This window comes from Rhizobium sp. PvP014 (genome assembly GCF_017876855.1).
Classification (GTDB): domain Bacteria; phylum Pseudomonadota; class Alphaproteobacteria; order Rhizobiales; family Rhizobiaceae; genus Neorhizobium; species Neorhizobium soli.
Map to the genome: position 1 here is coordinate 385377 of NZ_JAGIOT010000002.1, position 25442 is coordinate 410818.

30 protein-coding genes are annotated in these 25442 nt (G+C 60.6%); 15 read left to right on the plus strand and 15 right to left on the minus strand.

Annotated features, from left to right (window positions below; genetic code table 11):
- Window positions 1–97 precede the first annotated feature (97 nt).
- Complete coding sequence (locus J3A65_RS06450) at window positions 98–1066, plus strand: YbhN family protein (protein ID WP_092661804.1); 969 nt, start codon at window positions 98–100, stop codon at window positions 1064–1066.
- 62 nt (window positions 1067–1128) lie between these two features.
- Here J3A65_RS06450 and J3A65_RS06455 read toward each other — a convergent pair whose 3' ends face one another.
- Complete coding sequence (locus J3A65_RS06455; RefSeq protein WP_062453393.1) at window positions 1129–1707, minus strand: NYN domain-containing protein; 579 nt, start codon at window positions 1705–1707, stop codon at window positions 1129–1131.
- A 279-nt stretch (window positions 1708–1986) separates the two neighbouring features.
- On the opposite strand from J3A65_RS06455, the gene rpoZ reads away from it, so the two are divergent.
- The 10 genes from rpoZ to J3A65_RS06510 all read left to right on the plus strand — a co-directional run bounded on the left by rpoZ (window position 1987) and on the right by J3A65_RS06510 (window position 10459).
- A complete protein-coding gene (rpoZ, locus tag J3A65_RS06460; protein ID WP_113167369.1) occupies window positions 1987–2394 on the plus strand; it encodes a DNA-directed RNA polymerase subunit omega in 408 nt (135 codons plus the stop codon).
- A 136-nt stretch (window positions 2395–2530) separates the two neighbouring features.
- On the plus strand, window positions 2531–4792 hold the full coding sequence (locus J3A65_RS06465; protein ID WP_209900415.1) for a bifunctional (p)ppGpp synthetase/guanosine-3',5'-bis(diphosphate) 3'-pyrophosphohydrolase: 2262 nt from the start codon (window positions 2531–2533) through the stop codon (window positions 4790–4792).
- A gap of 159 nt (window positions 4793–4951) precedes the next feature.
- A complete protein-coding gene (locus J3A65_RS06470) occupies window positions 4952–5104 on the plus strand; it encodes a DUF3563 family protein (RefSeq protein ID WP_209900417.1) in 153 nt (50 codons plus the stop codon).
- A gap of 189 nt (window positions 5105–5293) precedes the next feature.
- The gene (locus J3A65_RS06475; RefSeq protein WP_209900420.1) at window positions 5294–5923 is read left to right on the plus strand and encodes a DUF2062 domain-containing protein; all 630 of its coding nucleotides are present in this window, start codon (window positions 5294–5296) and stop codon (window positions 5921–5923) included.
- A 15-nt stretch (window positions 5924–5938) separates the two neighbouring features.
- Window positions 5939–6346: a holo-ACP synthase gene (gene acpS, locus J3A65_RS06480; RefSeq protein WP_209900422.1), complete on the plus strand. Its 408-nt coding sequence runs from the start codon at window positions 5939–5941 to the stop codon at window positions 6344–6346.
- A 200-nt stretch (window positions 6347–6546) separates the two neighbouring features.
- The gene (gene lepB, locus J3A65_RS06490) at window positions 6547–7302 is read left to right on the plus strand and encodes a signal peptidase I (protein WP_062454754.1); all 756 of its coding nucleotides are present in this window, start codon (window positions 6547–6549) and stop codon (window positions 7300–7302) included.
- The gene (gene rnc / locus J3A65_RS06495; RefSeq protein ID WP_174195902.1) at window positions 7299–8018 is read left to right on the plus strand and encodes a ribonuclease III; all 720 of its coding nucleotides are present in this window, start codon (window positions 7299–7301) and stop codon (window positions 8016–8018) included. The genes lepB and rnc overlap by 4 nt, the downstream gene beginning before the upstream one ends.
- A 9-nt stretch (window positions 8019–8027) precedes the next feature.
- Window positions 8028–9023: a GTPase Era gene (gene era / locus J3A65_RS06500; RefSeq protein WP_245341623.1), complete on the plus strand. Its 996-nt coding sequence runs from the start codon at window positions 8028–8030 to the stop codon at window positions 9021–9023.
- Between the two features lie 196 nt (window positions 9024–9219).
- Window positions 9220–9735, plus strand: a complete 516-nt coding sequence (locus tag J3A65_RS06505) for a hypothetical protein (protein WP_062453388.1) — start codon at window positions 9220–9222, stop codon at window positions 9733–9735.
- 208 nt (window positions 9736–9943) lie between these two features.
- Window positions 9944–10459: a PAS domain-containing protein gene (locus J3A65_RS06510; RefSeq protein WP_209900424.1), complete on the plus strand. Its 516-nt coding sequence runs from the start codon at window positions 9944–9946 to the stop codon at window positions 10457–10459.
- Window positions 10460–10469: 10 nt separating this feature from the next.
- On the opposite strand, the gene J3A65_RS06515 is transcribed toward J3A65_RS06510, so the two are convergent.
- Window positions 10470–10862, minus strand: a complete 393-nt coding sequence (locus J3A65_RS06515) for a hypothetical protein (RefSeq protein ID WP_062453386.1) — start codon at window positions 10860–10862, stop codon at window positions 10470–10472.
- 221 nt (window positions 10863–11083) lie between these two features.
- On the opposite strand from J3A65_RS06515, the gene recO reads away from it, so the two are divergent.
- A complete protein-coding gene (recO, locus tag J3A65_RS06520) occupies window positions 11084–11866 on the plus strand; it encodes a DNA repair protein RecO (RefSeq protein WP_209900426.1) in 783 nt (260 codons plus the stop codon).
- On the opposite strand, the gene J3A65_RS06525 is transcribed toward recO, so the two are convergent.
- Window positions 11847–13073, minus strand: a complete 1227-nt coding sequence (locus J3A65_RS06525; protein ID WP_209900428.1) for an MFS transporter — start codon at window positions 13071–13073, stop codon at window positions 11847–11849. The two genes, recO and J3A65_RS06525, sit on opposite strands and share 20 nt — an antisense overlap.
- Window positions 13074–13179: 106 nt before the next feature.
- Window positions 13180–14079, minus strand: a complete 900-nt coding sequence (locus J3A65_RS06530) for a DMT family transporter (RefSeq protein WP_062453384.1) — start codon at window positions 14077–14079, stop codon at window positions 13180–13182.
- A gap of 278 nt (window positions 14080–14357) precedes the next feature.
- Between J3A65_RS06530 and J3A65_RS06535 the strand changes: the two genes are divergently transcribed.
- Window positions 14358–14609 carry a hypothetical protein gene (locus J3A65_RS06535; protein ID WP_139283842.1) on the plus strand — a complete coding sequence of 84 codons (252 nt, stop codon included), beginning with the start codon at window positions 14358–14360 and terminating at the stop codon, window positions 14607–14609.
- Window positions 14610–14672: 63 nt separating this feature from the next.
- On the opposite strand, the gene J3A65_RS06540 is transcribed toward J3A65_RS06535, so the two are convergent.
- The 11 genes from J3A65_RS06540 to J3A65_RS06590 all read right to left on the minus strand — a co-directional run bounded on the left by J3A65_RS06540 (window position 14673) and on the right by J3A65_RS06590 (window position 24146).
- A complete protein-coding gene (locus J3A65_RS06540) occupies window positions 14673–15518 on the minus strand; it encodes an MOSC domain-containing protein (protein ID WP_209900430.1) in 846 nt (281 codons plus the stop codon).
- A 9-nt stretch (window positions 15519–15527) separates the two neighbouring features.
- A complete protein-coding gene (locus tag J3A65_RS06545; RefSeq protein ID WP_209900433.1) occupies window positions 15528–16178 on the minus strand; it encodes an HD domain-containing protein in 651 nt (216 codons plus the stop codon).
- Window positions 16179–16186: 8 nt separating this feature from the next.
- A complete protein-coding gene (locus tag J3A65_RS06550) occupies window positions 16187–18955 on the minus strand; it encodes a DUF2339 domain-containing protein (protein ID WP_209900435.1) in 2769 nt (922 codons plus the stop codon).
- 82 nt (window positions 18956–19037) lie between these two features.
- Window positions 19038–19886: a mechanosensitive ion channel domain-containing protein gene (locus J3A65_RS06555; RefSeq protein WP_174195908.1), complete on the minus strand. Its 849-nt coding sequence runs from the start codon at window positions 19884–19886 to the stop codon at window positions 19038–19040.
- 98 nt (window positions 19887–19984) lie between these two features.
- On the minus strand, window positions 19985–20530 hold the full coding sequence (locus tag J3A65_RS06560) for a tyrosine phosphatase family protein (protein WP_174195909.1): 546 nt from the start codon (window positions 20528–20530) through the stop codon (window positions 19985–19987).
- Window positions 20527–21138 carry an HD family hydrolase gene (locus J3A65_RS06565; RefSeq protein ID WP_209900437.1) on the minus strand — a complete coding sequence of 204 codons (612 nt, stop codon included), beginning with the start codon at window positions 21136–21138 and terminating at the stop codon, window positions 20527–20529. Before J3A65_RS06565 ends, J3A65_RS06560 begins: the two co-directional genes overlap by 4 nt.
- Entirely contained in the window at window positions 21135–21986 is an 852-nt protein-coding gene (locus J3A65_RS06570; protein WP_209900439.1) for a folate-binding protein YgfZ, read from the minus strand. The genes J3A65_RS06565 and J3A65_RS06570 overlap by 4 nt, the downstream gene beginning before the upstream one ends.
- A gap of 104 nt (window positions 21987–22090) precedes the next feature.
- Window positions 22091–22819: a hypothetical protein gene (locus tag J3A65_RS06575; protein ID WP_062453375.1), complete on the minus strand. Its 729-nt coding sequence runs from the start codon at window positions 22817–22819 to the stop codon at window positions 22091–22093.
- 61 nt (window positions 22820–22880) lie between these two features.
- Entirely contained in the window at window positions 22881–23138 is a 258-nt protein-coding gene (locus tag J3A65_RS06580; protein WP_062453374.1) for a hypothetical protein, read from the minus strand.
- Between the two features lie 103 nt (window positions 23139–23241).
- Window positions 23242–23712: a TIGR02301 family protein gene (locus tag J3A65_RS06585; RefSeq protein ID WP_245341491.1), complete on the minus strand. Its 471-nt coding sequence runs from the start codon at window positions 23710–23712 to the stop codon at window positions 23242–23244.
- A gap of 8 nt (window positions 23713–23720) precedes the next feature.
- Entirely contained in the window at window positions 23721–24146 is a 426-nt protein-coding gene (locus J3A65_RS06590) for an NUDIX hydrolase (RefSeq protein ID WP_062579812.1), read from the minus strand.
- 150 nt (window positions 24147–24296) lie between these two features.
- On the opposite strand from J3A65_RS06590, the gene J3A65_RS06595 reads away from it, so the two are divergent.
- Complete coding sequence (locus J3A65_RS06595; RefSeq protein WP_209900442.1) at window positions 24297–24623, plus strand: YnfA family protein; 327 nt, start codon at window positions 24297–24299, stop codon at window positions 24621–24623.
- Between the two features lie 41 nt (window positions 24624–24664).
- Window positions 24665–25429: an SOS response-associated peptidase gene (locus J3A65_RS06600; protein WP_209900444.1), complete on the plus strand. Its 765-nt coding sequence runs from the start codon at window positions 24665–24667 to the stop codon at window positions 25427–25429.
- Window positions 25430–25442: the final 13 nt, after the last annotated feature.

The following is a 25442-nucleotide window of genomic DNA, read 5'->3' on the forward strand; positions in this document are numbered from 1 at the left end:
TGCGTTAAGCGCGTGCTCGAGCGAGCATGAGAACCCTCGCTGCGGAACAAAACCACACATCGCCCGTTTCAGCTCGTTATTTTGGGGCAAGTGGGCGATGACGAAGAAGCAGATCTTTACCTACATCACGATTGTCATCGGCTTCGGCGCCGCCGGCTACCTTCTGTACCACACGTTCCGCGAATACTCGCTCAGCGACATAGTCCAGTCCGTCCGGGATATCCCGACCTATAATCTCGTCATGGCGGGCCTGTTTGCCGCCGGATCTTATGTTTGCCTGTCCGGCTTTGATTGGGCTGGCGTGCGCTACGTGAAGAACGACCTCTCCTATCCCAAGATCGGCCTTGCCTCCTTCATTGCGCTGTCGATCGGCCAGAGTGTCGGCCTGTCGGGTCTCAGCAGCGGCGCGCTGCGCTATCGCTACTATCATCACTGGGGCATGAGCACCGAGGACGTTGCCAAGATCGTTCTGTTTTCTGGTGTCACTGTCGGCATCGGCATGGCCGTTCTGTCGGGTATCGTGATGATCATCAATCCGAAGGATGCCGCAACAGTCCTGCGGCTGTCGGAGGCGATGGTCATGGGGATTGGTTTTGCCTGCCTCGCCGTGACGGGTGTATATCTCATCCTCGCGGCAACGGTGCGCGCGCCTTTGAAGATTCGCTCCTGGAGCTTTGAGATGCCGACGCTCAGGATCGCCATCGCACAGGTGGTGATCGGCACGATCAATTTCGCGCTCGTATCCGCCTGTCTGCGCGAAGTCATGGCAGCGAGCGCCGATGTCAGCTACCTGAAGGCCGCGACCGCGTTCGTGCTCGCCAATCTGGCAATCCTCATTACCCATGCGCCGGGTGGCCTTGGAGTCCTCGAGGCAACCGTTCGCCACGTGATGGGCGACCAGGCGTCGATCGGTTCGCTTGTCGCGTTCCGAGTGATCTACTTCTTCATTCCGTTCTTTATCGGGCTTCCCCTGGCCCTGATCGTCGAGGGCGTGTTTCGTGCACGAAAGCGCAGCGCCGGGCAGGGGGCGTCATCTTCGGTGACGCCGGAGCCGCATTCGGCCTAGTCGTTTTCCCCAACAAAAAAAGGCGCCGTCGAACGGCGCCTTTTTTCATTTCAGGGATGATCTCAGCCTTCGGCCGGTTCGGGAGCAGGTTCCGTCGGCCGCGGTGCGCGTTCTGATGGATCGCGGCCCACTTCGGCTTTCAGTGTCATCAGATCGATGAAATGATCGGCCTGCCGGCGCAGGTCGTCGGCGATCATCGGCGGCTGCGTCTGCATCGTCGAAACGACCGAGACCTTGCGGCCGCGGCGCTGCAGCGCCTCGACAAGATTGGTGAAGTCGCCATCGCCCGAAAACAGCACGAGATGATCAACAGTCTCGGCCTGTTCCATCGCATCGATCGCGAGCTCGATATCCATGTTGCCCTTGATTTTGCGGCGGCCAAGGGAATCCGTGAATTCCTTGGCGGGCTTTGTCACAACCTTGTAGCCGTTGTAATCCAGCCAGTCGATCAGCGGTCTGATCGACGAATATTCCTGATCCTCGATCAGCGCCGTATAGTAATAGGCACGCAACAGATAGCCGCGCTTCTGAAAAGCCTTCAGAAGCTTACGGTAATCAATATCGAAACCAAGGCTTTTCGAGGCCGCGTAAAGATTAGCACCGTCGATAAAGAGAGCTATCTTCTCTCTTGGGTCAAACATATGTCTCCATCCCCTTCAAGCTGCTTGACCAAGGACCCGTCAAATGAAAAGTTGAGCCGATCGCTTAGGTATTTATCGGTTAAATTACCAGCTAATCATATAAATGTCATTTATGGTAGGATTCGCTTTTATCCAAGCAACCTTTCGTTGAATCTGGCCAGAGTCATCGCCACCACGGTCGGCGGCATGCGGCAGTCGGCATGAATAAACTTGAATTTCGCCGGCAATGGCTGTATCGGGCGTAGCAATTCCGAAAATAACGACCGCAAAGGACAGGCAATGGCCCGTGTCACAGTAGAAGATTGCATTGACAAAGTCGATAATCGTTTTGAGCTGGTGCTTCTCGCCAGCCACCGTGCCCGCCAGATCTCGCAGGGCGCAGCGATCACCATCGATCGCGACAATGACAAGAACCCGGTCGTCGCACTGCGCGAAATCGCCGACGAAACGCTGTCTCCCGACGACCTGAAGGAAGACCTGATCCATTCGCTGCAGAAGCATGTCGAGATCGACGAGCCCGAGCCCGATCCGGCAACCCTGATTGCTGCCGGCAGCACGTCGACAGTCTCTGGCAACGACGAGGAAGACGGCGCCGCGGAAACCGTCAATTTCGACCAGATGTCGGAAGAAGACCTTCTCGCCGGTATCGAAGGCCTTGTGCCGCCGGAAAAGAGCGACGATTACTGATTGATGCATTGTTTGGGCAAGGGACCGTTCATTCTCTCGCCCTAATCTGTCTTGATATCTATGATGGCCGCGCTGATCTGATGGTTGGCGCGCCATTTTTATTTTGTTGGACCCGGTATCGAGGGCATTTCACGGGATGATGAGGCAGTACGAGCTTGTTGAGCGGGTGCAGAAGTACAAGCCCGAGGCCAACGAAGCTCTTCTCAACAAGGCCTATGTCTACGCCATGCAAAAGCATGGCCAGCAAAAACGCGCCTCTGGCGATCCCTATATCTCGCATCCGCTCGAAGTGGCTGCCATCCTCACCGACATGCATCTCGACGAGTCGACGATCGCCGTCGCGTTGCTGCACGATACGATTGAGGATACGACAGCGACCCGCGCCGAGATCGACGAGCTGTTCGGCGAGGATATCGGTCGTCTCGTCGAAGGTCTGACCAAGCTCAAGCGTCTCGATCTCGTATCGAAAAAGGCCAAGCAGGCCGAAAACCTGCGCAAGCTGCTGCTGGCGATCTCAGACGACGTGCGCGTGCTGCTGGTCAAGCTTGCCGACCGGCTGCACAACATGCGCACGCTCGACCATATGAAGGCCGAGCAGAAGGCACGCATTTCCGAAGAGACGATGGATATCTATGCGCCGCTGGCCGGCCGCATGGGCATGCAGGACATGCGCGACGAGCTCGAGGACCTGTCCTTCCGCTACATCAACCCGGAAGCCTATGCGACTGTCACCCAGCGGCTGGCCGATCTTTCGGCCCGCAACGAAGGGCTGATCAAGAAGATCGAGGACGAGTTGCGCGATCTTCTCGTCGCCAACGGCCTGCCGGACGCCGCCGTCAAGGGGCGCCAGAAGAAGCCCTATTCCATCTTCCGCAAGATGCAGTCGAAGTCGTTGTCCTTCGAACAGCTTTCCGACCTCTACGGTTTCCGCATTGTCGTCGACGACGTCGCCTGCTGCTACAAGGCGCTCGGCATCGTTCATACCCGCTGGCGCGTCGTGCCGGGCCGCTTCAAGGACTACATCTCCAACCCGAAGCAGAACGACTATCGCTCGATCCACTCGACGATCGTCGGCCCTTCCAGGCAGCGTATCGAACTGCAGATCCGTACCGAGATGATGCAGGAGATTGCCGAATACGGGATCGCCGCGCATGCGCTCTATAAGGACGGCCAGTCGGGCGGCGCCAAGGGCGACGATCTTCTGCCCAAGGAATCGAGCGCCTATTCCTGGCTGCGCCATACGATCGAGTCGCTTGCCGAAGGCGACAATCCGGAAGAATTCCTGGAGCATACCAAGCTCGAACTGTTCCAGGATCAGGTCTTCTGCTTCACGCCCAAGGGCAAGCTGATCGCGCTGCCGCGCGGTGCCACGCCGATCGACTTTGCCTATGCGGTTCATACCAATATCGGCGACACCACGGTTGGCGCCAAGATCAACGGCCGTATCATGCCGCTTGTCACCCGGCTGAACAACGGCGACGAGGTGGAAATCATCCGCTCGGGCGTGCAGGTTCCGCCGGCCGCCTGGGAAGAAATCGTCGTCACCGGCAAGGCCCGCTCGGCCATCCGCCGCGCTACCCGCATGGCGATCCGCAAACAGTATGCCGGCCTCGGCTATCGCATTCTGGAGCGCACCTTCGATCGCGCCGCAAAGACCTTTACCCGCGAGGCGCTGAAGCCTGCTCTGCATCGGCTTGCCCACAAGGATGTCGAGGATGCGATCGCTGCCGTCGGGCGAGGGGAGCTGTCGTCGCTCGACGTGCTGCGCGCCGTCTTCCCTGATTTCAAGGACGAACGCGTTACGGTGAAGCCATCGGCCGATGACGGCTGGTTCAACATGCGCAGCGCGTCCGGCATGATGTTCAAGCTGCCGAACCAGCCAAAGGCACCGCTGGAGGATGCCCAGACGGTCGTCAATGCCGGCGATGTCGTTGCGTTGAGCCCTGAACCGGTTCCGATCCGCGGTCTTGCCGGCAATATGCAGGTGCGTTTCGCACCGAGCGGCGCCGTGCCCGGAGACCGTATCGTCGGGATCATGGACAAGGGCGAGGCGATCACCATCTATCCGATCCAGGCGCCGATCCTGCAGCACTTCGATGAGGAACCGGAGCGCTGGATCGATGTGCGCTGGGATCTCGACGAGGCCAACAAGTCTCGTTTTCTGGCCCGGATCGACGTCAACACGATCAACGAGCCAGGCACCCTTGCGACGGTCGCGAAGACAATCGGCGGTCTCGACATCAACATCCGATCCTTGTCGATGGCCAGCAATCGCGCCGCCGATTTCTCCGAGATCGCCATGGAAGTCGAAGTCTGGGACGTGCGCCAGCTCAACCAGCTCCTGACGCAGCTGAAGGAACTGGACTGCGTTTCCAACCTGAAGCGTGTCTACGACTAGACCCCAGCCGATCGTCGATGCGGACTGCCTGTTTTGAGTGCGCTCCCCTGAAGCGGGTATGCATTCAATGCAGGGCTGGGAGGTAACCCTTGCGTTGGTAAAGCCCGCTGGTTCAGCCTATATCTGCTGCACCGCAACATTTACCGAAAGAGACGTCAGATGTTTACCTCCGTCCGCAAGTTCGCCCGCGTCCTGTGCGGTCCTTCCGTCCAGGAACGCGAAATGGCTTACCTCAATGAAGCCTGCGATCGCTTCGATCTCGAGCACCGCGTTCGCCAGATCGACCGTGGCATGTTCCGCAAGTCCATCTGAATTCAATGACATGACAGCGGCTCGGTCGTCTGTCGTGCAGTAGATCTATCCGGGGGCCGTGCGCGAAGCGGCCCGATGTCAGCGGCCAATTTTCGCCATCATCTTGGGCTTCCGCTACGAAGACCGTTTCCGAACTGAGATGATGGTTCTCGGATCCTTGACCGGACCGAACCAGAAAGAAGCTGCTTCATGCCCTTTCGGCGCCGCAAAGCCCCGACCTTCCGAGAAAAGCTGCATCGCGCAATATCCCCCCCGAAGGGGTTCCGCCGTGTGCTCGGATATTACCGGCTCAAGATCTTGCGCATCGGCGGTTCGCCGCATGCGGTTGCTGCCGGTCTTGCGATCGGCATGGTCAGCGCCTGGACACCCTTTCTCGGCTTCCACATCCTTTTTGCGATTCCTTTTGCCTGGGTGCTGGGCGGCAGCATGGTCGCTGCGGCGCTTGGCACGGCCTTCGCCAATCCCGTTACTTGTCCCATCATCTGGCCCCTTACGTGGGAAATCGGCCAGTTCATCCTTGGCCGCGCTGGCGGCGGCGAAGCGCGGCCGGTCGATCTAGCGGCGCTGTTTTCCCAGCTCAAGCTATCGGAACTCTGGGACCCGATCCTGGAGCCGATGCTGATCGGCTCGCTGCCTCCCGGACTGTTCTGCGGACTGCTTGTCTATGTCGCGACCTATTTCGGGATCCGCAGTTTTCGCAACAGCCAGACGGAGCGTCGCCTTGCCCGCCGCAGCGAATATCAGCAGGCCTATGAGCGGGAATATCAGCCGGGGAACTTGACGGCGCAGCCGGCAGACCGCAAGTCAGTCGATGCTTGAGATAGAGGGACTTTGATGATTATCGGCATGGGCAGTGACCTCATCGACATCCGTCGAGTTGAAAAATCCATCGAACGTTTCGGGGAACGGTTCACCCATCGTTGTTTCACCGATATCGAGCGCGCGAAGTCCGATCGTCGGAAGAACCGCGCCGAATCCTATGCCAAGCGGTTCGCCGCCAAGGAAGCCTGCTCCAAGGCTCTCGGCACCGGCCTTGCAAACGGCGTGTTCTGGAAAGACATGGGCGTTGTCAACCTGCCGGGCGGCAAGCCGACCATGGTGTTGACGGGTGGCGCGGGCGAGCGGCTGGCGGAACTGATGCCCGCCGGTCAGGAGCCTTTCATTCACGTCACGATCACCGACGAGTATCCCTATGCGCAGGCCTTCGTGATCATTGAGGCGCGACCGGTGGCCGCTCGGTGAGCGTACCAGAATTTGGCGAAGCGGTGGCCCATTGCCGCCGCTCTGTGAAGACGCTAAAGCATGTCCCGCAAAAGCGCGCAGCGGTTTTGTAGCTACAAGGTGCCACGCAGGAATGACCTGAACGGCGGGCGTGATCTCTCGAAGATTGCGGCACGTTTCACACAGGTAGCCATCCGCCGTGAAGAGAGAGATTGAAATACGTGTCCGATAACGCCGAGACGAAGCCGCAGAATGCCCTTTGGGAAAACATCAAGGTCATCATCCAGGCCTTGCTGCTGGCTATGGTGATCCGCACCGTCCTGTTCCAGCCCTTCACGATTCCGTCCGGCTCGATGATGCCGACGCTCCTGGTCGGCGACTATATCTTCGTCAACAAGTTCGCCTACGGGTTCTCAAAATATTCGATGCCGTTTTCGCCGGACCTGTTTGAAGGCCGCGTCCTTCAGTTCAGCGAGCCGAAGCGCGGCGACGTGATCGTGTTCCGCCTGCCGCAGCAGCCCGAGATCGATTACATCAAGCGCCTGATCGGTCTTCCCGGTGACCGCATCCAGGTTCGCGACGGCGTGCTCTTCGTCAACGGAACCGCTGTACCCAAGCAGGGCGACGGCGCTTTCACATCCGACTACCGCTCCGATCCCGGCACCAACGTTCCGGTCTTTCGCGAGACGCTCGACAACGGCGTGACCTTTGACACGCTCGACCAGTCCCCAAGCTCGCGCGGCGACAACACCCGCGAGTTCGTCGTGCCGGCGGAACACTATTTCTTCATGGGCGACAACCGCGACAACTCGCTCGACAGCCGCTTCGATGAAGGTCCGGGCATGGTTCCCGCCGAAAACCTCGTCGGTCGCGCCAGCGTCATCTTCTTCTCGCTCGGCAACGACACGTCCTTCCGCGAGATCTGGAAATGGCCGTCCAACATGCGTTGGGACCGTCTCTTCAAGGGCGTTCATTGATGAAACCGCTCTCACTCTCGGATGAAGAACGCGGCCGTCTCGAGACGATAATCGGCCATGTCTTTTCCGAGAAGCAGTGGCTTGACCGGGCGCTGACCCATGCCAGCGTCGGTCTTGCCAAGGATGCCAATTACGAGCGTCTGGAGTTTCTGGGCGACCGTGTGCTCGGGCTCTGCGTTGCCGAACTTCTGTTCACCACCTTCCGGTCCGCACCGGAAGGTGAGCTGTCTGTGCGCCTTAATCAGTTGGTCAGCGCCGAAAGCTGTGCCATTGTTGCAGACGAGATGGAACTGCACCGTTTCATCCGAACCGGCGCCGACGTCAAGAAGATCACCGGCAAGCGGATGATGAACGTCCGCGCCGATGTGGTGGAGAGCTTGATTGCCGCCCTTTATCTGGATGGCGGACTGGAAGCTGCCCGCGGTTTCATTCTGCGTCATTGGAAGGCGCGTGCGACCCGCGCCGATGGCGCCCGCCGCGACGCCAAGACGGAATTGCAGGAATGGGCACATGCCAAATTCGGTGTGACCCCGTCCTACCGCATTGACGACCGCTCCGGCCCGGATCACGACCCGCGCTTTACCGTGACGGTCGAGATTCCCGGTGTTTCGCCCGAAACGGGCGCCGACCGGTCGAAACGTGCAGCCGAACAGGTGGCTGCCACCCGGATACTCGAACGCGAAGGCGTCTGGCAGAAGACCTCTGCTGAAGACTGATTGGACATCATGATCGAAGACAACACCACCGAAGGCAAAGACGACCAGGCAAACGCCGCGCAGCCGGAAACCGCAGCCGATGAGACCCCCGCGGCTCCGGTTGAAGCCGGCCCGACCCATTCCGGTTTCGTGGCGCTGATCGGCGCGACCAATGCCGGCAAGTCGACGCTGGTCAACCGTCTCGTCGGCGCCAAGGTGTCGATCGTCAGCCACAAGGTGCAGACGACCCGCGCCATCGTTCGGGGCATCGCGATCCACAACAACGCCCAGATCGTCTTCATGGATACGCCCGGCATCTTTAAGCCGCGCCGCAGGCTGGACCGCGCCATGGTGACCACCGCCTGGGGCGGCGCCAAGGATGCCGACATGATCGCGCTCCTGATCGACAGCGAACGCGGCCTGCGCGGCGATGCCGACTCGATCCTCGAGGGTCTGAAGGATGTGCATCAGCCGAAACTGCTGCTTCTGAACAAGATCGATCAGGTCAAGCGAGAGGATCTTCTGGCGCTTGCTGCCGCGGCCAACGAAAAGATCGACTTCGTGCGCACCTTCATGATCTCGGCGACGACCGGTTCCGGTTGCGACGATCTGATGGACTATTTCTCCACGACCCTGCCGGAAGGCCCCTGGTACTATCCGGAGGATCAGATTTCCGATCTGCCGATGCGCCAGCTTGCTGCTGAAATCACCCGCGAGAAGCTCTTTCTAAGGCTCCACCAGGAGCTTCCCTACGCCTCGCATGTCGAGACGGAGAAGTGGGAAGAGCGCAAGGATGGATCGGTCAGGATCGAACAGGTCATCTATGTCGAGCGCGAAAGCCAAAAGAAGATCGCTCTCGGCAAGAACGGCGACGCCATCAAGGCAATTTCGACAGCGTCGCGCAAGGAACTGACCGAGATCCTTGAACAGCCCGTTCACCTGTTCCTTTTTGTGAAGGTCAGGGAAAATTGGGGAGACGATCCACAACGTTTCCGCGAAATGGGCCTGGAATTCCCGAAAAACTGAATGTTTAACCGTTTTTGGCTTGCCGACTCCTTCCGATGCGTTAGCTTGATATCGGGAGAAGGAACTGCTGTGTAATTTCGAATGTTAGTAAATTCGGAAATGCTTAATTGTTATTTCCTAAAATACGCCGACGGGTTACGCTGGTTGTATTGAAGGACTGAGGCGATCTCGGCAAATCGTGGAGGTGGTGCCAGGCATGAGCGATATAAGACGTTTTGATGCCTTCAGTGGTATGGATCTCAGCGATGCGGTTGGGTTCTTCAGCTGGAACGTTCAGGAGAACAAGGTCTACGGCGATCAGGTCTTCGCATTCATCTACGGGGTCCCCTACAGGGACCTCGAGAGCGGCGCGCCGATCGAACAGGTCATCGTCAACGTCGACGATGGCGACAAGCAGCGCGTCGCAAAAGCCCTGCACGAGTCCATCATTTCTGGCAAAAAGTGCCACCAGAGTTATGGGATCACCCATGTGGACGGTCGCCGCGTCACGGTGACAGGGCAGGGACGATGCCTTCGCGACAAGCTCGGCCTGCCGTCGATCTACACAGGTTCCGTTACCGCTGTCGAAGTGGGCAGTGGTGCTCATTCTGGCGATCCACTCAAGACCCATTGTCTCGAGGCTTTGAAAATCGCCAACAGCCGCCGCCACGCGCTTGCGGCCCGCTACCTGTCCTCCGCACTCAACGTGCTGGATGGCGGCAAAAAAGCGTAAAGCATCCATCGTTCGTGCAAATTGCGGCTGCATCCTCCGGTCGTGCACGATGGCTGCAGAATCGCTCCCTTGGACATTCCTGTCAGCCAAAGGGCGCTCGTGATTCGTTACGTAGAACCCCGTAGCAACTTGTCATCTATCAATGTACGCGATTGCTAACGCGATGGTGATGGTACAACTACGCGTCGTATTGGCATAGGGAGCGTACATGGCACGCGGAACGATCGCTTCTGACGAAGCGGATCAGGATTTCATCAACGCGGTGGGGTTCTACAGCTGGAATGTTGCAGAAAACCGCGTCTATGGTGACGACGTCATCGCCCATGTGTTTGGTCTCTCGATCGAGGACCTGTCGATCGGAATGCCGATCGACGTCCTGGTGCGCTACATCGACGAAGGCGACAAGCAGCGTGTGGCCAAGGCTATCCACATGGCGATCGTCGATGGTGCAGCCTACAATGCCGAATACAGCCTGACCCATCCGGATGGCCGTAAGGTTAGTGTTCGCGCGAACGGACGCTGTCTGCGCGATGTCGATGGACTGCCTTCGATCTACAGCGGCACTGTCATCGTGCAGCCAGCTCTCGCCGAACCGATTCAGATCAGTGATCCGCTCGAGAGCCACTGCCGGGCAGCGCTGGATCTCGCTTCAGCGCGCGGCCATGCTCTGGCCGCGCGATATCTGTCTTCAGCACTGAACATGCTGACGCCGGATCTCGGCTGAGACGGAGATCTTACTTCTTGCGCTCCATCAGCGCCTTGACCTCTTCGAAGCGACGACGATTTTCGGGTTCCTGCTCACCCGGGCCGTAGCATGTCTTCGAGATGCAGAAGCGCAGCAGCGTGAAGGGAGGTCCACCCTTGCCGAACTCGCAATCGATCTCGTTGGTGAAATCGGTCGGCTTGGCGTCCTGGCGGGTCGAATAGGTGAGACGTGCGCCCGGCGGATCGAGTTCCGGGAAGGACTGCACAATGCCGGTCTTGACGTCTGGAATGAGCAGGAAGTTCTTGGCAACCGCGACGCAAGCCTGTTCAAGCTGCGGCGACTGTGCGGCCGCAGGCGTTGGCAAGGCGAGGCCAAAGGGCATCGCGGCAATGATAGCGGTAGCGAGCAGGGCGTTTTTCATGTGATCTCCGGCAGCGTATTGCTCTTGGCTGTTCGGCGGAGAAATCCGCGGCGAAGGCAATTTGTTCCAGCCCGGTCGAGAGATAAATCGAGGGAGGCGCGACAGCCACACCTAGATACCGACAGAGCCCGCAAACCGTGCCGGAAAGACGCAGAAACCGATTCAGTCCCAAGAGGTTATACGGTAGAACTGATCAACGCAGACAGGAAGTTCACCTATCGATGCAGTGGCAGGACGAGGCAATCATCATCGGCGTGAAACGCCACGGCGAGACGAGTGTCATCGCCGAACTGATGACGCGCGAACGCGGCCGCCATCTCGGCATCGTCCGGTCCGGCCGCTCGCGCGCGATGCAACCGGTGCTGCAGCCGGGAAACCGCGTGGAGGTGGTCTGGCGCGCGCGTCTCGACGAGCATCTCGGCGAATTCAAGCTCGAACCGCTGCAACTGCGTGCAGCAAAGCTGATGGAAACCGCAACGGCGGTCTACGGTGTCCAGGCGATGGGGGCTCTGCTTCGGCTGCTTCCCGAGCGTGATCCGCATCCGCACCTGTTCGAAGCTCTCGATATCATTCTCGATGCGATGGATGATCCGTCCGATGCGGGCGAACTCTTCGTCCGGTTCGAACTCGCGGTACTGAACGATCTTGGTTTCGGACTGGATCTTTCGGAATGTGCAGCGACAGGCACACGCAGCGATCTTGTCTATGTGTCGCCAAAATCCGGTCGCGCCGTGAGCCGCGATGCCGGCGCTCCCTATGCGGACCGCATGCTGGCCCTGCCGGATTTTCTGGGAGAGGGAGCATCCAGGACTGCCGACCGCGACGGCATGGCCGCGGCCTTCCGTCTGACCGGCCATTTCCTATCCCGGCATGTCTATGAACCGCGCGGAATGACCCAGAGTACCGCCCGCGACGGGTTCGTTCAGGCGGCGCTGAAGGCGCTGTCGAGAGCCCCTGAGGATCAGACGCCGCAAGGATCAGGTATCATTCCGCCGGCTGCATGACCGGTTGGCGGTTCACCGTCTTTTCGCGAATGGGCCAGTGTACGGCCGCGGCAAACAGGCCGAACACGACGCCGAACCACCAGACCATGTCATAGGAACCCAGCCTGTCGTAAAGCGCGCCGCCCATCCAGACGCCGAGGAACGACCCCACTTGGTGCGACAGGAACACGAAACCGCCGAGCAGGCCCAGATGCCGCGTGCCGAACATGATCGCCACCAGTCCGTTGGTCGGCGGCACCGTGGACAGCCACAAGAGACCCATCACGGCGGCAAAGATGATGACCGAGGTCGGAGACTGCGGCAGAAGCAGGAAGGCCGTGACGGCGATCGAGCGGCCGATATAGATATAGGCGAGCAGATAGGGTTTCGAGTAGCGCTGCCCGATCACGCCGGCGCCAAGCGAGCCGATGATGTTGAAGAAACCGATCAGGGCCATGGCGATCACCGCATACCGAGCCTCGATGCCGATATCGCGAAGATAGGCCGGAAAATGCGCGGTGATGAAAGCTACCTGAAAACCGCAGACGAAAAAGCCCGAGGTCAGCAACAGGTACGACTTGTGCCCGAAGGCTTCCCGCAGTGCCTGCGCCGCGGTCTGCTTGAACTCCGTCTGGTTCTGCGTGCCGGAGCTCGCGTTGCCCCGGAGCGGGATGGCAAGCAGCGGAACAGCAAGCATCATCGCCGACATGATCATCAGACTGTCCGACCAGCCGTAGGCCGTGATCAGCGCCTGGCTGAGCGGCGCAAACAGAAACATCCCGGCGGAGCCGGCGGCAGTGCCGATCCCGAACGCGAAGGAGCGCTGTTCGGGCGTCACGTTGCGGGCAAAGGCTGACAGGATCGTGCCGAACGAACCGGCGCCGACGGCAAGCCCCACCATCAGGCCGCCCGACAGGTGCAGCATCGGAATTGATTGCGCGGACGACATCAGAAACAGTCCGCCCGCATAGAGGAGACCGGACAGGGCGAGCACGCGGCCGGTACCGTATTTGTCCGCTATCGCTCCGAAGATCGGCTGGCCAAGGCCCCAGGCGAGGTTCTGGATCGCCATCGCGAGCCCGAACGTGGTGCGATCCCAGCCCCGATCGGACAACATTGGCAGTTGGAAGAAGCCCATTGCCGAACGCGGGCCGAACGTCAGCATCGCAACCAAGGCACCGGCCGTGATGATCAGCCAGGGCATCGATGAGCGCGCGGGGTTGGACATGCTTGCCTCCTGAATTGAGGCATTATCCATAGCCGCGCAGGTGTGAAATGGGAAACGACTTTTCCTGACGCGATGCATCACAACAGCTGATGCGACAAAGCCTTTTCTACAGCGCGCCGGGCGGCTCGATCGGGGGCGGTGGGACTTTGCCAAGCCGCGATTCGCGCCAGAGCGTGAAGGCGCCGGCGCTGATGACGATCGCACACCCGGCCACCATGTTGATGGTCATCATCTCGCCAAACAGCATCACACCGATCAGGCAGACGAGCACCGACTGTACGTAGAACATCGGCTGTACCGCGACGGCATCGACGAGCGAGTAGGCGCGGATCAGCAGATAGTGCCCGGTCATGCCGGTAACGCAAAGCGTCAACATCCAGAACCAGTCGGAAAGCGTGATGTGCGACCAGTAGAACGGACCGACCAGCGTAATCGCCGCAGCACCGGCAATACCCGTGTAGAAAAACGCGGTATCGGCCGTGTCGGTACGGCTCGCGAGCCGGGTCAGCACCGAGTAGAGCGCAAACATCGTGGTGCCGATCAGCGGGATGACGATCCGGAAATCGAATGTCGCATGCAGCGGATTGATGATCATCAGGATGCCAGCAAAGCCGACGCCGATCGCGGTCCACCGCCGCCAGCCGACCTTCTCGCCGAGCAAGGGCACCGAAAGGCAGGCAACGAGCAGTGGCGTCGCAGCAAAGATCGTATGGGTGGCCGCAAGACCGACCTCGGCAAAGGAGAAGATCGACAGCGCGATCTGGAAAACCAGAATGACCCCGCGGGCAATCTGCAGCCACAACCTGTTCGCGGACGCTGCACCTTTGACACCGCCGGACGAGCGACCGGCCACGATGAGCACGAAACCTGCGAAGGCCCAGTAGCGGATCATCGCCACGAAAATGGGAGGATAGGCGCCGCCCAGGTGTTTCGAGATGCCGTCCTGAACCGCGAAGATAATGACAGCAGTCAACGCGAAGAGAAGTCCCGTAGACCGAGATGTCATGATGGTGATCGATTCCAGTGCGGAGCGCGCAAGCGCCGCCGTGACGCCCTACGTTTGTGAGATCGGTGTTTTTGACCGGTTTTGACCTTTGTCAACAAACGCCGATTGGACATGTCTGCCATGCGGTGCCGTCAGAGGGAACCTTCAGATCCGAAAAAGGTATATGAGAAACTGCAAATAGTTCTGGAGACCTGCACTTGAGGTCTTCCCCGTACTGGCGACTGGAACATATGTTCTCAAGGTTGAGTTAGACTTGGGCAAGCAAATCAGGAGAAACGATGCTCACTGGGATGACGGAAGACCAGCGAAACGAATTTCTGGAGCGCATCACCGCGACCACGATTGCAAACCAGGCAATCCTGAAGTGCAGCATCAGCGGTTTTCCTTTGACGGCGGATAATGTTGTCGCCTTCGTTGGCGATTTTCTCGATCCGGAAAACCCGAACCTGCAGGAACTGATCGAAAAAATTGGTCACGCCATCGACGAGGTGCTGGATTGCCAGGGCCAGGCAATGCGTCTGGCTCGGTAAGCTCACGACAGTTCTCAAGTCCGGTAAGGGGACGCGGCCAGACAACAACATGGCCGCTGTTCTTTACCGCTGCTTGATGGCCCACGCGCCGCGTGTTGAGACCACTTTCACGTCGTCACCAATTGCGATCATGCCGCTGCCGCGCGGCACGGCGTTCCATCCGAACAGCGGGCCGGGAACACGCCGGTCGGCCGACATGCGCAGGCGACCGAGTGCCGGCATCGGGTTGGCGACATCCCGCGAACCGGTCACCTGATCCTGGGTGATCATGATGCAGCGGGCGCAGGGTTTGACGAGATCGAGACGAACGCCGCCGATCTCGATCGCCTCCCAATGGTCGTCGCCAAAGGCGTCCCCGTCGTCGATGACGATGTTGGCGCGGAACCGGTCCATCCCGACGGCGCCTTCTCCATGCTTCTCCATGTCGGCATTGATCGCCTCGAGCGAGCCGGTGGTCGTGACCAGGACCTGGTATCCGTCGGCAAATGTGACCGGCGTATCGGGTCCTGCCCAGTCGTCGCTTGCGGTCCGCTTCGAACGTTCATCGAAGAAAACAAGCCGCACGTCGCAGCCCAGCCAGTCGCAAAGGGTCGAGTTGATATCCTTGTCGGCCAGCGCGGCGCTGACGATCGAATTCCAAACGACCACATCGGTACGCCGGTAGCCCGGCGGCCGGGTGACGGTGATCTCGCCCTTGCTCTCCATCGAAAACCGGAACCCGTCCGTGTCGGGCAGGACCTGCAGCTGCGCCATTTCTGGAAGATCGCGCTGGTTGACGAAATGCCCCCTGGTATCGACCAGCATCAAGCTGCGATCGCCGGGTATGCCCGTGGACGTCATCTGCGTCTCAGTGAGCGAAATGCCGCGGCCGCTCTTCAAGGGGTAGTAGTTGATCTCGCTGACATGCATGGGTTTTCCTCAAATTTCATCGAGAAAGAGGTCGAGAACACTTTTCAGACGCTGGTGTCGTTCGTTTGCCGCCTGCCGGCCGGCCTGCGTCTTGAAGCCGTCGGCGAGCTTGAACAGCTTCGTCTCGAAATGATCAATTGCAAACGTCCTGTCGTCCAGCGGTCGATGCTTGGCGAGAGGATCGGCCGGATCGTAAAGCGCGGAACCCATACGCCCGGCAATGTAGAAACAGCGTGCCGCACCGATCATGCCGATCGCATCCAGCCGGTCGGCATCCTGCAGGATCTTCGCCTCGATCGTTTGCGGCTCGAGGTTTGCCGAAAAACTGTGGGTGAGGATGGCGTGGGAAACCGCATCGATATCGGTCTCGCTCCAGCCCATCTCGCCCAGAATACCCGCCGCCTTTTCCGCGGCAAGACGAGACGCCTGGTTGCGCAGCGGCGAGTTCTTTTCCACCGCAACGCAGTCATGCAGCAGCACCGCGGCTGCCAGCACCCGCCCGTCGCCGCCTTCGTGTTGATGAATACGCATCGCATTCTTGAAGACGCGGGCGAGGTGAGCCAGATCGTGGCTTCCATCGTCGCCAGCACTGGCATGCGGAATGAGGCTTCTGGCCAGATCCTGGTGGGGCGAAAAGGCTTCTGCGAGTGACGCGGTCATGCTGGTTTCTACGAGGGTTCGTGAGAATCGTCTGTATTAGATGTGTCGCTCTTGTTGACCAGAATCCGTTGATAGAAAAGCCCGATTCCGATCAGAACTGCCCCCAGCCCGATGAAGGACAGGGCCCGCATAATGCCTTCGAGATTGGCCATGTCGATCAGGAAAACCTTTGCCACGGACACGAGCACCAGCACTGCAGAAGCAAGCCGCAGGCTCTTGGCGTTCCATTTCGAGCCCGCTACCAGAAGGCCGATGCCGATCAGGAGCCAGACGACAGAATACGCATAGGTTTCGGAAGCGAGAAAGCCCTTCCACTGGGCAATATTCTGGCCCTGGAAAAAGCGTCGAACCGAAAGCGTCGCCCAGAGAAAGCCGAGCAGGGCGCCCGAGACGGCGAGCATCGCCACATAGGGCGCTGGCCGCCGGCCGCGCGCCAAGTACGAGGTCAGTCCATAGGCGAGCGCCGGGAGAAGATAACCGAGCAGCAGAAGGTTGAGGACGGGCCAGGAGCCCGTGCTTTCGCCTGAAAAGAACGGATTGAGCGCAAACACATGCGCCGAGAGCACGTTCACCGTCGCGATCGCGCCGGCGATCATCGAGCCGTAGCGGAAGACCGGGCTCGGGCTTTTCAGGTCGAGCGTCATCAGAATGCCGGAGAAGCCGATCGTCAAGAGCGTGTAGATCGACTGCTCGCCAAGCGTCGGCGTGCGGGCATCGAGCACGCCGCCATTCATCGCGTGGCGTATCAGCACGGCAAGTGTCAGCAGGGCTGCAAGCGATGCCAGTCCCTGCAAAACGTTGCGGACACGGACATCGGGTGAATTGCGCAGCATCCAGGCTGCTACAATCGCGAGCAGGGTCGGAATACCGTAGCCCGGCAGCAGCGCGTTGAAGAACGGCGTCGTGCCGAGACTGTCCGCGCCAACCAGCGTCGGCTGCCAGGCGATGCGGCCGAACACGATCGCGATTGCCGCCGCCATCATCCAGGGCAGGGCAGCCCATGTCCGCACTCGCATCGCCATCAGATAGGCAAAGCCGAGAACGGAAAGAAGGATCGTCGTGACGATGCCGTTGGTAAGCGCGTGTAGTGCCAGCGTGAAGCCCGCGAAGGAGCCGAGCACTGCGATATTCGCCGGCCAATCGATGCCGTCGCCATCGCTTTCGTCACGTCCGCGAAACAGCCACTCCGCCACCGCGAGCATCACAAGTCCGATGCCGATGCCATAGAGGCCGTGCGTCCAGTCGCGGAAAAAATTGCCGAAGTTCAGAAACGAGATGAACCCGATCGTGACCGGCATTGCCCCCATCATAAAGGACCAGAGTACCGAAAACTTTGGTTCCTCATGCCGGAAGCGCCTGAGGAACCCGGCCCCGAGCAGCGTGAATATGCCGCCGAGGAGCAGGAAGCCTGCAATCTCGTGGCCGAAAGCGGCAACGACAGGCGCGGTTGTGCCGGTCACCGGTTCGGGCATCACATAGGCGAGCAATGTCGACGCAACGGTCGCGATACCGGCAAGCGCGGCGAGCGCTGCAACCACGACCGTCCACACCCCGTAGCTGCGACTGCTGCCGACGGCGGCCAGCGCGCCGATCAGGGCGACGAAGACGAACAGCGGATGAAGAGAGCCCCCAGGCGTGGCGACCAGCATGGCAAGCGCCGAAATCGCGACCGTGACTGATAACGAGAGGGTGATCCGCAGCGGTGGCCTCTTCAGCAGCGCCCGCCAGCCGCCGCTCCCTGTCAAGCCGCGCGTATAAACGCGGCCGGGCCAGATGAGGATCGTTCCGGCAATCATCATCAGCAGCACCAGCGAAGGCGGCATCATGTCGATCGGCAGCGATTGTGACGTGTAGGCGAGAACCCAGAGGCCGATCCCGAAATTGGCGATCATCGGCACCACGGTCCAGCGGCGGATGCGCGAGGCGGCGTTCAACGCCAGCCAGCTCACGCCGAGAAACAGGAACAACGCGTTGACGTCCGGGTCGTCGGTCGTCACCAGAAGCGGTGTGATCAGCGAGCCGAGCAGGCCAAGCCCGGCCAGCGTCTGCCCGTGCAGCAGCGACAGCCCGATTGTTGCAAACGAAATCAGGGCCATCAGCATGAAGGCGGTGCCGGAGCCGATGAAATCGTAAAAGGCGTAGGCCGCGAAGGACGCGCCCAGCAGCGTGATGCTACCGGCGGCCGTCAGCGCACCGGGGATCATCGCATTGGCGTAGAGCTCCGACATCTTGGGCATTGCCCGGCGGCGCACCAGCTCGCCGGCGGCGATTAGCACCAAGCCGAATATCGCTGCCAGCGACAGACGAGCACCGGGGCCGAGCAGGCCGGCTTCGATCGAATAGCGGACAAGGAAGATGCCGCCAAAGGCGAGTGCCACGCCACCCACCCAGACCGGCCAGCGAGCACCAAGATAGCTTTCCAGATTTTCACGGCGGAAGCGCGGAGCGGGCGCGGGGAGCGGTGGTGTTTCGGCTGCCTGATCGGACGTCCTCTCCTCGGGCGCCGTGATCTCTGCCAGAACTTCGGTCTTCGATGGTTCTGCTGCAGCCTTTGCAAAGCCCGTGTCTTCGACCATGTCAGCCGCGGCTTCGGTGCGGATCTCGGCAAGCGCCGTCTCGGGCGACACGACCACCTCGGAAGTGATGGGAACGCCGGTCAGCAGGCGCGCCCGGACATCCGAAAGTTCTTTCTCCAGCGAAGCGACCCGGCCCGTCAGCTTTCGCTGCGAGACGACGAGGGAGAGAATGAGAACGATCAGCAGAAGCTGGAGGATCATATGCTAGCGGGCTCGGTTGAGAAGGTCAGCGGACGTTATACCATTGGTCCGCAAAGAAAAGCCGATCTCCCCGTCGATACCGTTATGGGGTGTATGAAGCCGGACCGTCGTCCTGCGCATCGGCCGGCACCTCTTCCTCGACCACCTTATCGAAGGCAAGCTTGACGGCCTTGGTCATGTCGCGGCTGACCGCCCACCACTGGGCGCTCTTGATCCAGTAGCGCAGTGTCAGTTTGGCGCTGCCGGCATCGAAATCCGCAAGATAGGTGGTCGGTGCCGGGTTGCTCTCCACCCGCGTTTCCGACTTGGCGATCGACTTGAGCTTGGCTTCGGCCTCGTCGAGGCTCTGGTCGGCCGACAGCGTCACCGAGATCTCGTGCCGGCGCGTGTGCAGGCGCGAATAGTTGGTGATCGGCACGTTCCAAAGCGTCGAATTCGGCGCCAGGCGATAAACGCCTTCGGCGGTGCGAAGCTCGGTTGCAAACAGGCCGACATCGACGATCGTGCCGCTGACATTGCCCGTCTCGATCGATTCGCCGACGCGGAACGGGCGCAGAACCAGAAGCATGATGCCGGCTGCGATATTCTGCAGCGTGCCCTGCAGGGCAAGACCGACGGCAAGGCCGATCGCGCCCAGTGCCGCAAGGACCGATGCCGTCTGGACGCCGAACTGGCCGAGCACCATCACCACGACGATGATCAGCACCGCGTAACGGATGATGTTGGAGAAGAACTGCGCCAGCGTTGCGTCGATGCCGTTCACCCGCGACAGACCGTTGTGCGCCCAGCGACTGAGCAGGCGGGCGGCGGCCCATCCGACGATCAGAAGAAGAATGGCGCCGATGACCGAGAATGAATACTGGATGCCGAGGGCTGTGAGCTGTGAGAGTGCCGTACGAGTTGCGACGACGAAAGCCGATGCCTGTTCCATTCGGGGCCTGATCCTTTGCTGTAAAGAGGAGGCTAATTGGCGCGGGTGACTGTCAGGTCAAGGCAAACGGAGCGACGTTTCTCACCCGCCGCAGGGGATCAGGACGCGCGGTTTTCGATTTCGGCCTGTGCCGTAACAGGCAGCACGAACGAGGCCCGACCATCCGTTTCAGCGCCGCGCCCGATCCGCTTGATCGCCTGCACAAGCCGTCCGTCACGCTGCAAAAGACGGTCGCCGATCTCAATCAGCCTTGTATTCGGCGTCGCATGCGGCGCGACCTTGCGCAGCCTTGTCGCGAGCTCGACCTCGTCCTGATCGGGATAAAGTGAAAGCGACGCAATGACGGCCGCTGCCGGAGACCGCGACACGCCCATCCAGCAATGCACGACGAGCGGCGCGGACTGATCCCAGTCTTTGGCGAAGGCGATCAGCTGCTCCACATGTGCCTCGCTCGGCGCAATCAGAGTGCCGGTGCCGGCAAAGCCGATATCGTTCATCTTGAGCTTCAGGTGGCGCGCGGCGGCAATCACGGCAGGCCGGTGGAAATCCTGCTTTTCGGCAATCAGGCTCACCATTTCACGGGCGCCGTGGCGGACCGAGAGTTCGGCGATCTTGTCGAGCGGACAGACGATGATCCGGCTCATGCCGTCACACCGCGATCGGCTTCAAGCGCATGAAAGCGCTCGAGAAAGCGCGCCTGAGCATCCAGCGCCGGCATCGGCTTCAGTTCCAGAATGTCTCGGGTTATGCCACGCGGCACGCCGAAGAATTTCTGGGCTTCGGCGACGGAAAACCCGGCAAGCTCGGTCGCTTCGAAAAACGCGGCAACGGTGTCGGCCTTCTTGATCATCACCTTCAGCTCCTTCGTCGGATGCGGCGGCAGGCCGAAGCGGATGTGGATCGCAGCCTCGAGCCGCAACTCGACCGCCTTGTAACCGCCGCCGACCACCGACTTGAAGGGCGAGATCATGTCGCCGATGACGTATTCGGGTGCGTCATGCAACAGCGCCATCGCCATCGCCTCGCTGGAGGCATCGGGATTGGTGCGAGAGAAGATCTGCTCAACGATCAGGCTGTGCTGCGCCACCGAAAACGCGTGGTCGCCTTTGGTCTGGCCGTTCCAGCGCGCAACGCGGGCAAGCCCGTGGGCGATATCGGCAATCTCGACATCGAGCGGCGAGGGGTCCAGCAGGTCGAGCCGGCGGCCGGAAAGCATCCGCTGCCAGGCGCGCATAGATTTCAATCCGCTCACGGCTCGGCCTCTTGCGTCGCTGTCGGGAACAACAGGTCGGTCCATTCCGGCAGCGAGAGAACGACGGTGACATCGCTCGCCGTCAGGGGAATACCATTGGCGATCGCATCGCCGACCCGGTCAATCCGCACGATTGCAAGCCCCTTGTTACCCAAGACGGATCCGAGCGTGCCGACCGGCTTGCCACCGGCCATGATGTCCGTGCCTGAGACGGGCAGGGCAGTCTCGCTTGTGACGAGCGCGACACGCCGCCGTGCCGTGCCACGGTGCTGCATGCGAGAGACGACTTCCTGCCCGACATAGCAACCCTTGCGGAACGACAGCCCGTCGGTCTTGTCGAGGAGAACGTCGTGCGGAAAGGCATCCTGCAGGGCATAGTCGAAGCCGGAGGCCGGAATGCCGGACGTGACCCGCAGCGTCTCGTACTCGGCTTCCGACGCGTCGATCGCGATGCCCTCCGGCTTTCCCGGATACCGCGACAAAGTCACGCCGGCTTTGGCAAACGCCGCATCCGCAGCACCAGTAACCGAACCGTCGCCCCAGGTTACCGTCACGCCATCGGCATCGTCGGCTGCAATCGTCACGGCCGCCCGCAGCTTGTACATGGTGAGACGGCGCATCAGCGCGTCACGCTGGGCTGCATCGGTCTCCATCAGGAAATCGTCGCCGTCTCGGGAGATCATGAAGTCGAACAGGATCTTGCCCTGCGGCGTCAAAAGCGCGCCGGGACGGGCCGTCCGTTCAGGCAGGGACTCGATATCTGTCGTGATCAGGCTGTGGAGAAACTCGCGTGCATCGCCACCGGAAACCCGGATCAGCTGGCGCGAGGAAAGATGGACGGCGGGCATGGCGGAAGGTCCGATTGTTGAGCCGGAAGGTCGAACCCGACAGGTAAGCCCTCCCGACCGCGCGAACAAGTGCAGTCGCGGTGCCGCAAGCGGATCGGCAGGAGTCAGTCGCCGCCGGTGAAGAACTTCCACTGGCCGTCGGGCGACAGGCCGATGCGGTAGAAATTATAGGCGTCGTTTTCTTCCATGCCGATCATATCGCCGGCCGTAACGATCCGCAGCAACTCGACGCGCTCGGGTGGGGTGAGGGCAGAGATCGACTTGCCGGCGAAATACGGCCAGACGTAAACCTCTTCCGGCTGCCCCGCCTCGAGCCTCACGGCGCTGGCGGAGAGAAGGTCCATGACAATCGCCAGAATTTCCTGGCCGTCTGGATCGCCGGAAAAGTTCTTCAGCGCGCCGACCGGATCGTCGCCCTGATAATCCATAACCTGGGTCTGGTTCGGGCCGGGATTGGTCAGCGGCTTCAGCCGTTCGATATCGCCGGAGGCTGCGGCCTCGATCAAGGCGGCGCGCATTTTCTTGACAGGCTCAGGCAGCGTGGTCATGTCGCGGATGATGTCGGCCTGGATCGTGTCGGTCGCCGCAGCCGTTGGCTGGCCGGCGGCAGGTGCAGCGGGCGCTGCTACGGGGGCCTGGGCCGACCCGGTCGCCGGCACTTGCGGACCCTCGAAAGCCTGCATGACGCCGGACGATGGCTTGCTGCCGCCTGTTTCACCCTGCGCGGTGGTGCTCAGCGCCAGCGCGGAAGCCGGTGCCATAACCTGCAAGCCGCAAAAACATGTTGCGGCAAGCGCCAGACGCAGACCGTTGAAGTTTGTCATGATATGCATTCCGGCCGCCTTCCGAAGGGGAATTCTCGGCTTTTCTTGTGCCTAATAAGGATGTGCGAGATTACTGAACGATCCGTTCCGGCGAAAACTCTCCGGCCAGCATGCGGTTCTTCAGCGAATCCAGCAGCGCTTCGGCGCCGGTTTCGCCCAGCAGGCGGATCGTCTCGCGAATGGCGCAGGCCATCGCGACATCAGCAATGATTTCAGCCTCGATGCCATCGGCACGGCCATCGGCCCAGGCTTCATTCTGATATTCCAACGCAGCCTGCATCTTCTCGTGGACGATCATGTCATCGATTTCGTTGCGGCCTGTCTGCATACTCTTGATCCTCGGTACCCGTATTAATTACTGACCCATTAAGAACTTTATCAGCCTTTTATCAAAACGACACGGCTTGAGGTCAAAAGAGGTAAATAAACCGCTAATTTCCGTAGCGACTGGCTATTTCGGCGGCAAGTGTTGCGCCTTCGGCACGGTAGAGTTCCTCAGCCATGCGTGCGGGTTCATTGCAGGATGTGTGAACCGCGGCAAACGAGCGGTAGCCGCGGTTGTAGGCGGCGGTCAAGCGTTCCCGCCGTTTAGGCTCGCTGGCGGTGTCAGAATCCAGCAATTTCTGCATGGATCCGCGCCAATCGTCACTGGTTGCACCGCAAAGCGACCGCAAATAAGTGACCGATCCCAGCACTTCCGCAAGCCGCATCATCTGCGAATCATACGGAGCCGGTTTTGATTCGGTTTCCGCCTGTGGCGCTGCCGTGGTCGCGGAAGGCGCCTGTTTCGCGGGAGCTTTCTGCGACTGGGCGCCAGCCGGCGCGGCGGCACAACTGAGCGCGATCGCAGCAACGATCGCGAATCGGTGGAAAGACGTGAGGAAAGACATCAGGCGGTGCATACGAACTCCTAACCGCGTTTCAGTTCCGCCGCCAGCCTTTCGGCGCACTCCAGCACGCTCGCAGGCACTGGAAGATTGCGGATCTCCTCAACCGAATACCATCCCGGATCGGCCGCATCGTCGGCGGCAATCGCTTCTCCTTCGGGGTCCGCTTCGACACGGAACACCGAGAGCGAGAAATGGCGGTTGTCGTCCTTGTCCTTCTTAAGGTCGTAGGTGGCAAACAGGGTCGGATTGCGCACAGCGATGCCGGTCTCCTCGAAGAATTCCCGCACCGCCGTCTCCGATGGCGTCTCGCCGGGCTCGGCCCGACCCCCTGGAAAGGCAAACAGGTTGGCCGAGGGCGGGTTCAATCGCCGGATCAGCAGAAATTTGCCGTCGCGTTCGAGAATGGCCGACGATGCGGCCTGCGGGGAGGGCGTGGCTGTTGTCATGGACTGCTGAAGCTTTGAAGAGCGATAAGGTCAGGCTAGTGTAGGCGGGAATAGCCGCCCATCAAGGACATATCATGTCGCGCGCAAAAACCCTCTCTCACGGCATGACACGGCCCGAACCATGCCGGTGAACCTCAACGGCTGGACAGCATGAAAACCTATCTCCTCTACTCGCTTGCCGCCCTGTTCGAGATCGCCGGCTGCTTTGCCTTCTGGGCCTGGTGGCGGCTGGAAAAGCCGGCTCTGTGGCTGGTGCCGGGTATGGTGTCGCTCGCGCTGTTTGCCTGGGTGCTGAGCTTCGTGCCAAGCGACGAGGCCGGGCGGACCTACGCCGCCTATGGATCGATCTACATTCTGGCCTCCATCCTCTGGCTTGCTGGTGTCGAGAACCGGATGCCCGACCGCTGGGACTTGATCGGCACGACCGTGTGCCTCCTCGGCGGCGCGATCATCCTCTTCGGTCCCCGCAGCGCCTGATCCGCTTGACGTCTGCCTACCCCGGTGCCATCTAATCTCGCATGTGCGGACGCTACGCCCTGACGGCGACTTCTGAGGAAATTCTGGAGGTCATGCAGGCGCTGGGGGAGGAAGGTTTCCCGGCCCGCTACAATATTGCCCCGACGCAGCCGATCCTGATCGTCATGCACAACGAGTATGTGAAGCCCGGCAGCAATCTTCCGCCGCGTCGCGCCGTACTTGCCCGGTGGGGCCTGATTCCGGGCTGGGTCAAGGATATCAAGGACTTTCCCCTGATGATCAACGCGCGCTCCGAGACGGCGGCCGAAAAGGCGTCGTTCCGGGCCGCCATGCGTCACCGCCGCGTTCTCATTCCGGCCTCCGGTTTCTACGAATGGCGCCGGCCGCCGAAGGAAACGGGACTGCCTTCGCAGCCCTTCTGGATCCGCCCGAAGAATGGTGGCGTCATCGCCTTTGCGGGACTGATGGAAACCTACGCATCTGCCGATGGCTCGGAAGTCGATACCGCGGCGATCCTGACGACTGCTGCCAATCACGCCCTGCGGCCGATCCACGACCGCATGCCCGTCGTCATCGCGCCGGAGGATTTCGATCGCTGGCTGGATTGCAAGAACGGTGAGCCACGCCACGTGGCGGATCTGATGCGGCCGGTACAGGACGATTTCTTCGAGGCGTTTCCGGTATCAGATCTGGTCAACAAGGTGTCCAACATGGGCAAGGATCTGCAGAAACCGGTCGCGGTGGCACAGCCGCAGGAGAAGCCGCCAAAGGCATCCGGCAGCAGCGGCCAGATGTCGCTGTTTTGATCCGTTCCGACCG